At 51.7% G+C, this 15,297-nt stretch carries 13 protein-coding genes and 1 pseudogene; 7 read left to right on the top strand and 7 right to left on the bottom strand.

Annotation, left to right across the window (positions count from 1 at the left end):
• Window positions 1-74: 74 nt before the first annotated feature.
• The gene (locus tag H569_RS0111950) at window positions 75-1,625 is read left to right on the top strand and encodes a helicase-related protein (RefSeq protein ID WP_051273624.1); all 1,551 of its coding nucleotides are present in this window, start codon (window positions 75-77) and stop codon (window positions 1,623-1,625) included.
• Between the two features lie 100 nt (window positions 1,626-1,725).
• Here the strand turns inward: H569_RS0111950 and H569_RS0111945 are convergent, their stop codons facing one another.
• Complete coding sequence (locus H569_RS0111945) at window positions 1,726-1,941, bottom strand: hypothetical protein (protein ID WP_027365176.1); 216 nt, start codon at window positions 1,939-1,941, stop codon at window positions 1,726-1,728.
• 140 nt (window positions 1,942-2,081) lie between these two features.
• Here H569_RS0111945 and argC point away from each other — a divergent pair, with 140 nt between their 5' ends.
• The 6 genes from argC (at window position 2,082) to H569_RS0111915 (ending at window position 9,020) form a co-directional block, all read left to right on the top strand.
• The gene (gene argC / locus H569_RS0111940) at window positions 2,082-3,125 is read left to right on the top strand and encodes an N-acetyl-gamma-glutamyl-phosphate reductase (protein ID WP_027365175.1); all 1,044 of its coding nucleotides are present in this window, start codon (window positions 2,082-2,084) and stop codon (window positions 3,123-3,125) included.
• A gap of 41 nt (window positions 3,126-3,166) precedes the next feature.
• Complete coding sequence (gene argJ, locus H569_RS0111935; protein WP_027365174.1) at window positions 3,167-4,381, top strand: bifunctional glutamate N-acetyltransferase/amino-acid acetyltransferase ArgJ; 1,215 nt, start codon at window positions 3,167-3,169, stop codon at window positions 4,379-4,381.
• Between the two features lie 101 nt (window positions 4,382-4,482).
• Complete coding sequence (gene argB, locus H569_RS0111930) at window positions 4,483-5,370, top strand: acetylglutamate kinase (protein WP_027365173.1); 888 nt, start codon at window positions 4,483-4,485, stop codon at window positions 5,368-5,370.
• Between the two features lie 16 nt (window positions 5,371-5,386).
• Window positions 5,387-6,580, top strand: a complete 1,194-nt coding sequence (locus H569_RS0111925; protein WP_027365172.1) for an acetylornithine transaminase — start codon at window positions 5,387-5,389, stop codon at window positions 6,578-6,580.
• A gap of 166 nt (window positions 6,581-6,746) precedes the next feature.
• Complete coding sequence (gene argF, locus H569_RS0111920; protein WP_027365171.1) at window positions 6,747-7,694, top strand: ornithine carbamoyltransferase; 948 nt, start codon at window positions 6,747-6,749, stop codon at window positions 7,692-7,694.
• Window positions 7,695-7,814: 120 nt separating this feature from the next.
• Entirely contained in the window at window positions 7,815-9,020 is a 1,206-nt protein-coding gene (locus H569_RS0111915) for an argininosuccinate synthase (protein ID WP_027365170.1), read from the top strand.
• An 89-nt stretch (window positions 9,021-9,109) separates the two neighbouring features.
• On the opposite strand, the gene H569_RS0111910 is transcribed toward H569_RS0111915, so the two are convergent.
• The 6 genes and pseudogenes from H569_RS0111910 to H569_RS20250 all read right to left on the bottom strand — a co-directional run.
• Entirely contained in the window at window positions 9,110-10,066 is a 957-nt protein-coding gene (locus tag H569_RS0111910) for an ABC transporter ATP-binding protein (RefSeq protein ID WP_027365169.1), read from the bottom strand.
• A complete protein-coding gene (locus H569_RS0111905; protein WP_051273623.1) occupies window positions 10,060-11,061 on the bottom strand; it encodes an ABC transporter ATP-binding protein in 1,002 nt (333 codons plus the stop codon). Before H569_RS0111905 ends, H569_RS0111910 begins: the two co-directional genes overlap by 7 nt.
• Window positions 11,062-11,073: 12 nt before the next feature.
• A complete protein-coding gene (locus tag H569_RS0111900) occupies window positions 11,074-11,988 on the bottom strand; it encodes an ABC transporter permease (protein WP_027365167.1) in 915 nt (304 codons plus the stop codon).
• An 8-nt stretch (window positions 11,989-11,996) separates the two neighbouring features.
• On the bottom strand, window positions 11,997-12,929 hold the full coding sequence (locus H569_RS0111895; RefSeq protein ID WP_027365166.1) for an ABC transporter permease: 933 nt from the start codon (window positions 12,927-12,929) through the stop codon (window positions 11,997-11,999).
• Between the two features lie 83 nt (window positions 12,930-13,012).
• Window positions 13,013-14,617 (bottom strand): peptide ABC transporter substrate-binding protein, encoded by a 1,605-nt coding sequence (locus tag H569_RS0111890; protein WP_027365165.1) that lies wholly within the window; start codon window positions 14,615-14,617, stop codon window positions 13,013-13,015.
• Window positions 14,618-15,061: 444 nt separating this feature from the next.
• Window positions 15,062-15,297: pseudogene (locus H569_RS20250) on the bottom strand (IS110 family transposase); the annotation flags it as partial.

Below are 15,297 nucleotides of genomic sequence, written 5' to 3'. Positions count from 1 at the left end.
CGTAATGGGCCAGGTTATAGATGATCCGGAACTTAATAATGAATAGCTACGGTCAAACCGGGAGGAATAAAAATTTGGCTTTGAGAAATTCAACATCATGTGTGGGAGTAATAGAAGCCATACAGGACAACCTGCCCGCACTGTACTTTGTTTTCAGCAGGGGGCGGACCGAACAGCTGGCCGAGGAACTGGGCCGGGAATGGGATTTTTTGCTGCCGGAAGAAAAAGAGCGGGTAGATGAATATATAACCAGGGCGGAAAAGGGGAGCCCCGGTTTGTTTGCCGGCCGGCGCAAGCACCTGCAGCGCCTGCTGCAGCAGGGCATCGGTTACCACCATGCCGGTCTTTCACCGGCCTTAAAGGAACTGGTGGAAAACCTTTACGAGGCCAGGCTAATCTTTGTATTGTTTTGCACGGAGACTTTCGCCGTGGGTATAAATTTCCCGGCTGCCAGTACCGTTTTTGATGCCACCCGCAAATGGGATGGACGCAATCACAGAAGCCTGTATAACCGCGAATTTTTTCAAATGGCCGGGCGGGCCGGCAGGCGGGGTTTTGATAAGACCGGCCATGTATACATCAATATCGATGAAAAATATCCTGAGCAAACAGGCTTCTTTAATGAAGAAGAAGTTGAGCCCGTGCGCGGCCGGCTGATTATTTCACCCAATACAGTATTAAGCCTTTTGCACTGGAAGACTGACGAAGAAATAGAGCGCTATCTTTCTCAAAATCTGGCTGTTTATCAAAACACCAGGGAAACCAGGGATCTTGCGGACGAACTGGAAACCCTGGAGCAAAAGATGTTTTCTCTGCGCAGTTCTTTTTGTGAAGAAAAAGACGGGCCGTCCTGCCCGCTGTTGAGGAATAAGCTGAAAAAGGAACTGAACCGGCTGCGTAATCGCAGGAGAAGGAAAAAACCCGAAATTCCCGGGAGAATAGCGGAAATCAAATCCATCCTGGCCCAGCCGGCCAAAGGATGCCTGCATTACGACTGTCGTGATGCCCATGATGAAATTGCAGCTCTGGTGGAGCGAAAAAAAGAGTTGGTCCGCCGTAACCGGTATCTGAAGAAACATGCTTCTGATTACCACCAGGATTTTCAGCGCATGTGCGGTTTACTGGAGCAGCTGGGCTATATTGAGGGAAAAAAGCTGCTGCCCAGGGGGTTATTTGCCCTGCACCTGCATGTTCAGGAGATTTTGGTTACCGAACTTGTTTTTTCCGGGATCATTCGCGAGGCGTCCCCGGCTGAAGCAGCTTGTATTCTAGCTGGAATCGATTATATGCCGGGACGGGACGAAGTGGTTCTGCCGGGGGAATTCCCCATGGATGACGTGGCGATGCTGCGCACTGAACTGCTAAATGCCGGAGTGCCGGAAAACCTGTGCGTCTGGTCACCGCTGCCCGGCCCGCTGGCTGAGGCCTGGTACAAAGGCGCAACTTTCGAAGAACTGCAAAAAATGTGCAATTTACACGAGGGAGACATATTTTCCATTATCCGGCGGGAAATTGACATTCTCCGTCAAATTGAAAGGGCGGCCGGGGAAGACGCTTCATTAAAGATGGCGATGAATGACATCAGGAACGTGCTGGACCGGGACGAAATGGCCGTATTAATTTAATATAAACCACAAACGCGGCAGCCCGGTGATTATTACTTTTATACCATAAGTCACCGGGCTGGCGCGGAGCCACATTAAACCGGCTGGATGGGCCGGTTAATTATTTTTTCTCAGGCTGGCGCATAAACATGGGCACAACTTGAGTATGAAATGTCTCGAGACCTGCATTAATACTGTTTACCGCGTCACGCATTGAATTGATTGCCTGACCCAGGCTATTAAGTTTTCCCTGCGGGTCGGGAACGCTGGCTGCCAGCATTAACAGCATGCTTACCAAGGGATGGTTAAACATAAATTGGTTATTATCGTTTGGCATAGTAGCCGTTAACCTCCTTGTAAATAATTTCTTTTTACAGGTAATTTATGAAAATGGATTGGGAATTGTGCGTGAAAAACAGTTGTATTTTTATTCACCTAAATGTATAATTATTTTATTGTTGCCGGGGAGGGGTTCAGATGAAGATTAAAATAGGGATTATTGGTGCTACGGGGTATGCTGGAGCCGAACTGGTTCGTATTCTTTCAGCACACCCCAACGCTGAACTTGCTGCGCTGGTTACGCAAAGCTACGGAGGCAAAGCTTTCTGTGAGGTATATCCCCACCTGTACAAACATGTGCTGATGGATTGCCGGGAACTGGATCTCCCGGCGCTGGTTAGAGAAGTTGATGTTGTTTTTGCAGCTCTGCCACACGGGCATGCCGTTCCCGTGGCCCAAGAACTAAAGAAGTGCGGGAAAAAATTTATTGACCTTGGAGCTGATTTCCGTTTTAACAGTAAGGAAACCTATGAGCAATGGTACAAGGTTGAACATACTGACCCGGAACTTTTGGCGCAGTCGGTATATGGTTTACCTGAGTTGAACAGGGAAAAAATAAAACATTCACAGCTGGTGGGTAATCCGGGCTGCTATCCAACCAGTATAATTTTGGGGCTGGCGCCTCTGCTTGTCCATGGTGTAATTGATCCGAAAAGTATTATTGCAGACAGTAAGTCCGGTGTTTCCGGGGCCGGCAGGGGATTGTCCCCGGGCAGCCATTTTTGCGAGGTCAATGAAAACTTCCGGGCATATAACGTAGCCGCTCACCGCCATACACCAGAGATTGAGCAGGAATTGAGTAAACTGGCCGGTGAAGATATAGTCATATCGTTTACCACGCACCTTTTACCCATTAACAGGGGGATACTTAGCACTGTTTACGCCGGGTTAAAGCAGGAAATGAACCTGGAACAAGTCCGGTCGATTTATGAAGAATTTTACAGGGGAGAGTTTTTTGTTCGCTTACTGCCCCCGGGCATGCTGCCACAGACCAAGGCCGTGGCAGGCTCAAACCACTGTGATGTTGTACCGGTTGTAGACCGGCGCACCGGCAGAGTGGTGATTATTTCAGCCATAGATAATCTGATCAAGGGGGCAGCGGGCCAGGCGGTGCAAAACATGAACCTTATGTTTGGACTGCACGAAACAACAGGCTTGGATAAGCCGGGGCTATACCCTTAAATACCTAAATAGTAACTTAGAACTCTGGAGGGGATCGCACAATGCCGGAGATAAAGATAAAAGAAATTACAGGCGGGGTTACTGCGCCACAGGGTTTTACCGCTGCCGGGGTGTCGGCGAAGATAAAAAATGACACTAAAGATGTGGCGTTAATCTTTTCCGACCGGGAAGCTGCGGCGGCCGGGGTTTTCACCACTAATAAGGTCAAAGCGGCCCCGGTTCGCTTGACCATGGAAAATATCAGCGCCGGCAAGGGCAGGGCCATTGTGGTCAACAGCGGCAACGCCAATGCCTGCAACGGTCCGCAGGGCTTGCTTGATGCCCGGGCCATGGCGGGTAAGGTTGGTGAATTGCTGCAAATTCCTGTCGAACAAGTGCTGGTGGGCTCAACCGGTGTAATTGGCCAGCCGCTGCCGATGGATAAGGTTTTGGCCGGCATCGAGGCGGCGGCTTCGGCGTTAAGCCGAGATGGCGGCCCGGCAGCAGCCGAGGCTATTATGACCACCGATACCTTTGCCAAAGAAATTGCCGTAACGGTTAAACTTGGCGATGATGATGTAACCATCGGCGGCATGGCCAAGGGTTCCGGCATGATCCACCCCAATATGGCCACCATGCTGGGCTTTATCACCACTGACGCCGCCATTGATGCCCACTGGCTGAAAAAAGCGCTGGCCGAAGTTGTCGACCGCACCTTTAACATGATTACCGTGGATGGCGATACCAGCACCAATGATATGGTGCTGGCTATGGCTAACGGGGCGGCGGGCAACCCTGCCATAGGCGGTGAAGGTCCCGTGTTTGCCGCGTTTTGCACAGCCCTGGAGGAGGTGTGCCGCAAATTGGCCATAGCCATCGCCAGGGACGGTGAGGGAGCCACCAAGCTGCTGGAAGTCCGGGTGCGGGGCGCAAATAGCGCCGAAGATGCAAAAAAAGTAGCCAGGGCTGTGGCTGCTTCAAACCTGGTAAAATCCGCCGTTTTTGGCCAGGACGCCAACTGGGGCCGGGTAATCTGTGCTGCCGGTTACTCCGGAGCTGATTTCGACCCGGATCAAGTAGATATCTTCATCGGTTCGGTTAAAGTTGCCGAAAATGGCGCCGCCCTGCCCTTTGATGAAGAGCAGGCCGCTGTAGTGCTGGCTGAAAAGCATGTGCTGTTCGATATCGACCTCAAAAGCGGAAACTACTCCGCCACAGCCTGGGGCTGCGACCTTACCTACGATTACGTCCGCATCAACGGCAGCTACCGCACTTAGGGGGTCAGGCGTAAACTAACTATAATAACTGCAAAAATTTAATATTTATTATAGTGATTAATTGCATCACTTGATTTCGGGCCGGCAGGAGGGAAGTTTTGTTGTTAAGTCCTATGGAGAAGGCGGGCATTTTAGTTGAGGCCCTGCCATACATCAAAAAATTTTACGGCAAAACGGTTGTGATTAAATACGGCGGCCATGCCATGCTGAATTGCGACCTGAAAAAAGCCGTGCTTACCGATGCCGTATTAATGAAATATGTTGGTATGCACCCTGTTATTGTCCACGGAGGCGGTCCCGATATTACCAATATGTTGAAAAAAGTGGGCAAGGAAAGCCATTTCGTGGGCGGTCTCAGGGTAACTGACGATGAAACCATGGAAATTGCCCAAATGGTCCTGGTGGGTAAAATTAATAAAGACATAGTCAGCATGATCAATGACATAGGCGGCAGCGCCGTGGGCTTGTCCGGCAAGGACGGCAACCTTCTGGTTGCTGATAAAAAACTGGGCCGGGTGCGGTCTCCGGAAGGCAAAGATGAGCTTGTTGATATTGGTCATGTCGGTGAAGTGCGGTTGGTTAACCCCGGTATTTTAACAACCGTCATCCGGGAGGGCTACATCCCGGTGGTGGCGCCTGTGGCCGTGGGAGAAGGGGGCGCAAGCTATAACGTCAATGCGGACAGCGCTGCCGGCGCCCTGGCAGTGGCGCTGAAGGCCGATAAGTTGATCATCTTGACCGATGTGGAGGGTATTCTGGCAGACAGGAACGATAAGGATTCATTGATTTCCACCGTTAAGATGGATGAGGTTCCGAACCTGGTTGAACGGGGGATCCTGGAAGGCGGCATGATTCCCAAGGTGGAATGCTGCGTCTCTGCCCTGCGGGGCGGGGTAAGCACCACTCACATCCTGGACGGCCGGGTGCCCCATTCTGTCTTGCTGGAAGTGTTTACTGACCGTGGCGTGGGGACAATGGTCATTAAATAGGGGGGCGGAAGGTAAAATGAATACCAAGGATATTATTCAATTAAGCGATAAATATGTTATGCATACATACGGGCGCATCGGCATGGCCCCGGTGCGTGGTCAGGGCGCCCGCCTCTGGGATGCCGACGGCAAGGAGTATCTGGATTTTGTCGGCGGGTTGGCCGTTGACTCCCTGGGTCACTGTCACCCTGCCGTGGTGAATGCGATTCGGGAACAGGCCGGGCAGCTGATGCATGTAAGTAATTTATTTTATATCGAACCCCAGGCGAAGCTGGCGGAGCTTTTGGTGCAGAATTCCTGTTTTGACCGGGCTTTCTTTTGCAACAGCGGAGCTGAGGCCAACGAAGGCGCGATCAAGCTGGCCCGCAAATATGCCTGGAAAAAGCATGGGCCGGGGAAATCCGAGATTATAACTGCTATACAGTCCTTCCACGGGCGAACTCTCGCCACCGTCACGGCTACGGGGCAGGCCAAGTACCAGCAGGGGTTTGAGCCGCTGGTGCCCGGGTTTAAGTATGTCCCATTTAACGACCAGGCTGCCTTGGCAGAGAGCATCGGCCCCCAAACTTGCGCTGTGCTGCTGGAGCCGGTGCAGGGTGAGGGAGGCGTCAACGTTGCTGCAGCGGAATACCTAACCGCAGTGCGGGAGCTCTGTGATCGTAACGGCGCGCTGCTTATTTTTGATGAGGTGCAGTGCGGCTTAGGCCGCACCGGCGAATTTTTTGCCTACGAGAATTTCGGAGTTGAACCGGACATTGTTACCCTGGCCAAAGCGCTGGGAGGCGGGTTCCCCATCGGCGCGATGCTGGCTAAAGCCGAAGCGGCTAACGGATTCGCCCCGGGAGATCACGCCAGCACCTTCGGTGGCAATCCGCTGGCCTGCGCGGCGGGATTGGCTGCCATGCAAGCCATGCTTGAAGAAGGCGTAGTGGAGAATTGCGCCCGGGTAGGGGCATACTTTAAAGGAAAACTGAACGATTTAGCCGGTAAATACGACTTTATCAAAGAGGTGCGGGGTCTCGGCCTGCTGCTGGGGATGGAAATGACCATCGAAGGCGGAAGCATCGTCAACAGCTGCAGGGAGCGGGGCCTTTTAATTAACTGCGTTAATAATAATGTTTTGCGGTTTATCCCACCTTTGATCATCGATACGAGTGATGTCGACCGGGCCCTGGATATTTTGGAAACAGTTTTGCAAGAAAAAAATTGATAGTGGTGGAATTGGAAAGATACAAATTAGGTAACTACTCAGGAGTCAGGAGTCAAAATTTCTTTTACAAGCATTCTGAATTCTGACTCCTGACTACTGAATTCTAATTAGTAATTCTGAATACCTGAATAGTAACAAAATTAGTTTTCGGATGGTGAATTTGTTAATGGATCAAATCAAGGATGCGTTAAAGGGCAGGGATTTGTTATCGCTGCATGATTTCACTCCCGGTGAAATTGAATATATATTGGATTATGCAGCGGAATTAAAACAAAAACAAAAGGAGAAAGTGAACCATCATCTTTTAAAAGGTAAAACTTTAGCCATGATCTTCCAAAAGTCATCAACCCGCACCCGGGTCAGTTTCGAGGTTGGCATGTTCCAATTGGGGGGGCACGCCCTTTATTTAAACGCCGGCGACCTGCAATTGGGCCGGGGCGAAAGCATTGCCGACACCGGGCGGGTTCTGAGCAGATACGTCGATGGCATTATGATCAGGACCTATGCCCAAAGCGATGTGGAGGAACTGGCTGAGCACGCCAGTGTGCCGGTGATCAACGGCCTGACGGACTTACTGCATCCCTGCCAGATACTGGCCGATCTATTGACGATTCGTGAACATAAGGGGAAGCTGGCCGGGCTGAAGCTGGCTTACCTGGGCGATGGCAATAACGTATGCCATTCCCTGCTGTTCGGCTGCGCTAAGACAGGCATGAACATCAGCATTGCCGCCCCTGAAGGCTACCTGCCGGATGAGCAAATTGTCTCGGCCGCCCGTGCAGACGCCGTGGAAACAAAATCGGAGATTATTATAACCACTGACCCTAAAGAGGCCGTTTGCGGGGCGGACGTGGTGGTGACAGACGTTTGGGCCAGCATGGGGCAGGAAAGCGAGCAGCAGGCCCGGGCCAAAATTTTTGCCCCATACCAGGTTAACGCTCCAATAACAGCCGGGGCGGCGAAAGACTTCATCTTTTTACACTGCCTGCCGGCCCACCGCGGTGAGGAAGTAACCGGGGAAATTATTGACGGTCCTCATTCGGTGGTTTTTGACGAGGCGGAAAACCGGCTGCACGCTCAAAAGGCCGTTATGGCTCTGCTGATGGCAGATTAGAGGTTAATATTAGTTTGGATTTTTATAGCAATTTAATTATAATAAGAGCAGTTATTTGTTGTTTTTTGTCGAGCTATTATAGTTAGTTTAAGCCCGACCCCGGAAAAGGAGGAGATAGATGTGAAAAAAGTGGTGCTGGCGTATTCGGGGGGCCTTGACACCTCGATTATCATACCCTGGTTGAAGGAAAACTACGGCTACGAGGTAATTGCCATGGTGGCGGATCTGGGCCAGGGAGAGGAACTGGAGCCGCTGCATGAGAAAGCGTTAAAGAGCGGGGCCAGCAAATTATACATTGAAGATGTAAAACGGGAATTTGTGACGGACTACATTTTTCCCACGTTAAAGGCGGGGGCTGTTTACGAGGGCAAGTACCTGCTGGGTACTTCCATGGCCCGCCCGCTGATCGGCAAAAAACTGGTGGAAATTGCCGAGAAAGAGGGTGCCGGTGCCATAGCGCACGGGGCCACCGGCAAAGGGAACGATCAGGTTCGCTTTGAGCTGGCCATCAAGGCGCTGAATCCCGGTTTAAAAATAATTGCGCCCTGGCGGGAATGGGATATCCGCTCCAGGGACGACGCCATTGACTATGCCGAGGCCAGGGGTATCCCCGTGCCTGTCACCAAGTCGAGGCCGTACAGCATGGACCGCAATATCTGGCACCTCAGCCACGAGGGCGGGGCTTTGGAAGACCCGGGCCAGGAACCTCCGGATGATGTGCTGCTGTTGACTGTCCCGCCGGAAAAGGCGCCGGATGCGCCCACCTATGTTGAAATATATTTTGAACAGGGTGTGCCTAAAAAGGTTGACGGAAAAGAACTGGCGCCCGAGGAACTGGTGGAGGTATTGAACAAAATTGGCGGCGCCAACGGCATCGGTATCGTGGACATGGTGGAGAACCGCCTGGTGGGTATGAAATCCAGGGGTATTTACGAAACCCCGGGAGGGACCATTTTGTACCTGGCCCACCGCGAGCTGGAGCTGCTGACCCTGGACAGGGTTACCCTGCACTTCAAGGAACTGGTGGCGGCCCGCTACGCCGAGCTGGTGTATGACGGTGTTTGGTTCTCCCCGCTGCGGGAAGCCCTGGACGCCTTTGTGGATTCCACCCAGCGTACCGTCACCGGCACTGTGCGCATGAAACTGTATAAAGGCAACTGCACACCGGCCGGAACAACTTCGCCATACTCGCTTTACAACGAGGAACTGGCCACCTTCGGCCGCGACGAAGTATACTCCCAGGCGGACGCAAAGGGTTTCATCAACCTGTTCGGCCTGCCCCTGAAAGTCCGGGCGCTGATGAAGAGAAAAACAGGTTTGGAATAGTTGTATGGTAATTTAACTTTAATGTGAATATAAGAGTCGCAGGGCAGGAAATTTCAATTTTCCCGCCCTGTGCTTTTTGGCTGCCTGATTCAACCCAACCTGTGGCAGGCTGCAAAATGATGGTCACCAATTTCCTTAAATACCGGAATCTCTTGATTGCATTCCTTCATTGCTTGCGGGCAGCGGGAAACGAAGGCGCAGCCGGGCGGGGGGTTGACCGGGCTTGGCACGTCACCTGCCAGGATAATGCGCCGCCGCTCCGCTTCAATATCCGGATCGGCCACCGGTATTGAGGAAAGCAGCGCCCTGGTGTACGGGTGCAGGGGGTTTTCATAAAGCTCGTCGCTGCCCGCCAGTTCCACCACCTTGCCCAGGTACATCACCGCCACCCGGCTGCTGATATGCCTGACCATGGACAGATCGTGGGCAATGAACATATAGGTCAGTCCCAGCCTCTCCTGCAGTTCCTCCAACAGATTGACCACCTGGGCCTGGATGGACACATCCAGCGCGGAAATTGGTTCGTCGCAGACGATAAACTCCGGATCAACAGCCAGGGCCCGGGCTATGCCGATCCGCTGCCGCTGGCCTCCGCTGAATTCATGGGGAAAACGGTTGGCATGGTCTACATTGAGACCCACCAATCTTAAAAGCTCCATAATTCTCTCCCGGCGTTGGGAGCCCCCGGCAATTCTATGGATGTCCAGCGCCTCACCGATTATTTCGTTCACAGTCATGCGGGGGTTCAACGAAGCGTAAGGATCCTGAAAGATCATCTGCATCCGCCTGTAGAGGGCTTTTTTCTCCTGCCCGGCGGCTTTATGGACATCCAGTCCGTTATAAAGCACCTTCCCTGCCGTAGGCCGGTACAGCCGCACCACCGTCCTGCCCAGAGTTGTCTTGCCGCAGCCGCTCTCTCCCACCACACCAAGGGTTTCCCCCCGGTAAATGTCTATAGATACGTCATTGACCGCTTTTAATATTTGGTTTTTGCCCACCCGGAAATACTTTTTCAGGTTTACAATTTCGACCAGTTTTTTCACGATCGAACATTCGCCCCCTTTGCCGCGAACTCGTGGGTGAGCCAGCAACTCACCCAATGGGTGTCGGATAACTGCACCATGTCCGGTTGTACTTCCCGGCAAACCTGCATGGCCCGGTCACAGCGCGGCCAGAAGGCGCAGCCCCGGGGCGGGTTGATCAAGCCGGGCGGCCGCCCGGCGATTGGGTTTAATTTTTTTCTTATCTCCTTGCCCGGCCGGGGCACGGAGGCCAACAGCCCCCGGGTATACGGGTGCCGGTGTCGATAAAATATCTCCCCGGTGGTGCCGCTTTCCACCACCTTGCCTGCATACATTACGATAACCCTGGAGGCGAATCCGGCCACCACGCCCAGGTCGTGGGTAATCAGAATGATGGACGTGCCCAGTTTGTCTTTCAGCTCCTGCATCAGTTCCAATATTTGCGCCTGGATGGTAACGTCCAGGGCGGTGGTGGGCTCGTCCGCGATCAGCAGCCGGGGATTACAGGCCAGGGCCATGGCTATCATCGCCCTCTGGCGCATGCCGCCGCTGAACTGGTGGGGGTACTGGTCATACCTTTTTTCAGGGTTGGGCAGGCCGACCAGCGCCAGCATTTCCACGGCTCTCCGCTTTACAGCCTCGCCGGTGAGATTAGTATGTTTTTTCAGCATTTCTACAATTTGGTGACCAACCTTCATGGTAGGGTTTAGCGAGGTCATGGGATCCTGGAAGATCATACCTATGTCCTTGCCGCGAATGGTTTCCATTTCTTTTTCCGTTTTGGGCAGCAGGTTTTCGCCGTTAAAAAATATTTCCCCCGCCATATAACGACCCGGCGGAGAAGGAATCAATTTCATGATGGACTGGGCGGTGACACTCTTGCCGCAGCCCGACTCGCCCACGACGGCTATGGCCTCCCCGGCCGCCAGATCAAAACTGACGCCCCGGACCGCCTGAACTTCGCCGGCAAAGGTTGTAAAATGAACTTGCAAATTATTGACCGACAATAATTTCTTCACCACCGGCCCCCCTTAACGGCGCAGACGGGGATCCAGCGCGTCGCGCAGGCCGTCTCCGACAAAATTGAAAGCCAGCATGGTGATACTGATAAAAAGGGCCGGGAAGAACAGCTGCCAGGGATAATTGCGCAAACCCTGAATGCCGTCGCTGGCCAGCACGCCCCAGCTGGCCATGGGCGCGGAAACCCCGAGACCCAGGAAGCTTAAAAATGCTTCGGTAAAAATAGCTTCCGGAACCAACAGAGTCATGCTGACGATAATGGGGCCCATGGTATTGGGAATCAGGTGGCGCAATAAAATCCGCCAGGTGCCCGCACCCAGCAGGCGGGCGGCGTAAATGTACTCTTGTTCCTTCAGGGACAGCACTTGGCCCCGGACCACCCTGGCCATATTTTGCCAGTAAACTATACCCAGGGCGATGAAGATGGACTTGAGTCCGGGCTCCAGCAGAACCATGAGCAAAATGACGTACAGCAAAAACGGTATACTGTAAATCACTTCCACAAAACGCATCATGATCTCGTCCACCCGGCCGCCCAGGTAACCGGAAATACCCCCGTACAGCACGCCAATGACCATGCAAATGACGCTGGTTAAAAGCCCGATGGCCAAGGAGATGCGGGCGCCATAGCACACCCTGGTGAACAGGTCCCGGCCCAGGGAATCGGTGCCGAACCAGTAGCCGCCGCCGGGCGGTTGGTTCACCATCTGCAAATCCTGATCATCATAACTATGGGCGGACAGGTGCGGGCCCACCAGTGCCAGCAGCGCCAGCAGCGCGATAATGACCAGGCCGGTCATGGCCAATTTATTTTGTTTTAATCGCAGCCAGACATCCTGCCAGTAGCCCACCGACGGGCAGGCTATTTCCTCTGCAGCCAGAGCGTCCCGCTCAACCGGCTTAAACATTTGCGGAGTAATTTCCATCTTTCCAGTCACACATCCTTACGGTCAACTAGTTTTATGCGGGGATCGACGGCCACGTAAGCCAGGTCCACCAAAAAATTCATCAGCATCAAAAATGCGCTATAGAAGACCGTAACACCAAGTATTACGGTATAATCCCTGTTCAATATGCTTATTACAAACCACCTGCCAAGGCCCGGAATGGCAAAAATCGATTCCACCACGAAGCTGCCTAAAAGCACTTCTGTCACCAGGAACCCGAGATAGGTTACCACCGGCAGTATGGCATTGCGAACACCATGCCTCAATACGATGACTCTTTCGGACAATCCCTTGGCCCTGGCGGTTTTTATATAATCCTGCTGCAGCACTTCCAGCATGCTGGAGCGCATCAGCCTTGCTATAAATGCGGTGGGCAGGGCGGCCAGGGCAAGGGTGGGGAGGATGGCTTGCTGCCAGGTTCCCCACATGGCCGGCGGTAACAGCTGAAGTTTATAGGCAAAAAAATACATCAACAGTCCCGACAGGATGAAGCTCGGGACGGAAAAACTCAAGGTGGCCAGCACCATGGCCAGGTAATCCTGCCAGTGATTCTGGCGCAGTGCGGAGATGACGCCGGCCAGCAAACCCACAACCAGCGAAAAGGCAATGGCCAGGGAGCCCAGGGTGGCGGAAACGGGAAAGCCTTCTTTGATGATGTCGTTAACTGTTCTGTATTCGTATTTGAAGGAGGGACCCAGGTCCAGATGAACCAGGTGATTTAAATAATCAATATATTGTTTGCCCAGCGGGTCATTGAGATGATAACGCTCTTCCAAATTGTGCTTTATAACGTCCGGTACCTTTTTCTCGGAGGCGAAGGGGCCGCCGGGAATAGAGTGCATAATGAGAAAGGTAACGGTGATGATCAACCATAAAGCCAGAATAATGGTAGTTACCCTTCTTAACAGGTACTGCGCCAACTACAACACCCCATTATTTACCATAAATATGTGCTAATTAAATGAGGTATATGGGCTTTTAGCCCATATACCTCCTGAAATTTTTACTCCACGTAAGCCCACTTGAAATCTGCATAGGTGGCAAAGGGAGGAATTATCACGTTTTTCAGGTTTTCCTTGATCATAACCGGGTGGGTATAGAAGAACAGCGGCGTTACGGGCATTTCGTCCATGAGTATTTTTTCCGCCTGGTGCATTGATGTCATCCTTATCTTCTGGTCTCCCGTGGATTTGGCCTCGTTCACCAGCTTATCGTACTCCTTGTTGCTCCAGCCGGTCTGGTTATTGCCGCCGCCGGTGACAAACATGTCGATAAAGGACATCGGATCAAGGTAGTCCGGGCTCCAGCCGGCCCGTGCGATGTCGTAATCCAACTTGCTTTCCCTGTCCAGATAAACCTGCCATTCAACATTCTGGATGGTCACATCGATGCCCAGGTTTTTCTTCCACATCTGCTGAATGGCTTCAGCCACTTTCTGGTGGTTTTCTTGTGTGTTAAACATTATGGTAGCCTTGGGGAAACCCTTGCCGTCCGGGTAGCCGGCCTCGGCCAGCAGTTTTTTGGCCTCTGTCAGGTCTTCTTGGAAATAATCGCCGCCGTTTTCCCGGAAATCCTTACCGCCGGCATCTTTGAAGCCGAAGGGTACGAAGGCGTAAGCCGGTTTCTGGCCGCCTTTCATCACGCTTTCCACCAGGGCTTTGCGGTCGATGGCCAGGGCCAGGGCCTTTCTAACCCTGACGTCGTCAAAGGGTTTGCGCGTAACGTTAAAACGGTAGAAGTACACCGAAGCGTCAGGCAGTATTTTCAGTTCCTTGTTGCCCTGTAAAGCGGGTAATTCCTGGGCGTTGATCTCATTCATCAGATCAAGCTGGCCGTTGTTGTACATGTTGAAGGAAGTATCAAGGTTTTCAATAAGATATATCTCCAATTTTTGCAGCTTCACGTTCTTGGCATCCCAGTAGTCCGGGTTCTTTTCCATAACGATTTTCTGGTTGTGTTCCCAGCTCACCATTTTAAAGGGCCCGTCGCAGACGTATGTCTTGGGGTCGGCGAACCAGTTAGGGTTGCCCTCAACCACCTTCCGGTTGACCGGGAAATAGGTCTGGAAGGCGGTTAATCCCAGGAACTGGGGCGCCGGTGCGTTCAATACCACCTGCAGGGTCTTGTCATCCAAGGCTTTAAGTCCTACGTCTTCTTTCTTGCCCTTGCCGCTGTTGTAATCCTCGGCGCCTTTAATGTAGAAGAACTGGTAGGCGTATTCCGAGGCGGTTTCCGGGGCCAGGGCCCTAAGCCAACTGTAGACGAAATCCTGGGCCGTGACGGGATCGCCGTTGCTCCACTTGGCATCCCGCAATTTAAAGGTATATGTAAGGCCGTCTTCTGAAATGTCCCAATTTTCAGCTATGGCTGGTTTAATTTCCTGGTTGGCGTCGTAACGGGTCAGGCCGTCCAACATTTGCAATTCTATGGTCCCGTCAGGTAATCCGGTAGATTTGGCAGGGTCCAGAGTTTTCGGTTCCGCATCAACGTTGTAGCGAATTAACTGGGTAGTACTGGATTTATCCGCCGTATCTTTGGCCCTGTCGCCACCACAACCGGCCAGGACAAAAGCCATTAGCACCATTAAAGCCAACAGAATTTTTTTCACAAACACAACCTCCTTGTTTTTTTTATCATTATAGTAAGTCCAAAAAGCAGCTAACCTCTACCCTCCTTCTAGTAGAAGATTAAAATTTTTCATGGGATATTATAAGCATAAAAACGGTTGATTTAAAATGCTGAAACCTGGTATTAACCCCTTGGTTTCAGTACTTAACAGAGCCACCTATTCTGTTACGTCAATCAAAAAGTTTGCACGGTTACTATTGACCATCACATCAGAGACTAAGTTTAAAATTTCTCTTAAATTTTTAATTCTACCTTCATATTTTCCAAGATAAAAAAAAGAAAATTTAATGGATGGAGATCAACTGTCCTGAAAATTAACAAACAACAACCATGAAAATAGACAATAACATACTAAACCAGACTTGATCAATTCTACAAAAAGCAAATCCGGTCAACAGAAGGACTATATGCCCAATTAAAAACGTTAGGCTATTAATTCAACGGTGACCTTATATCCCAAGGATTCCAGTTTCTTAATGGACTGTTTTATAACAGTTTCGCGTTTGCGTTCTTCATAAAAAGTTGGACCAAGCTCAATATAAGGTTGCTTACGTTTAATAATGTGGTAGACGATGGTTAAAATGCTGTGAGCAACTGCTACAGCAGCGCGGTTCGCTCCACGTCTTGCGGCAAGGCGGTGATACTGACTGGACAAATAGG

The organism is Desulfotruncus alcoholivorax DSM 16058, assembly GCF_000430885.1.
In the GTDB taxonomy this organism is placed as follows: domain Bacteria; phylum Bacillota; class Desulfotomaculia; order Desulfotomaculales; family Desulfallaceae; genus Desulfotruncus; species Desulfotruncus alcoholivorax.
The sequence above is the reverse complement of the archived record's forward strand: the minus strand, read 5'-3'. Positions and strand labels throughout refer to the sequence as shown.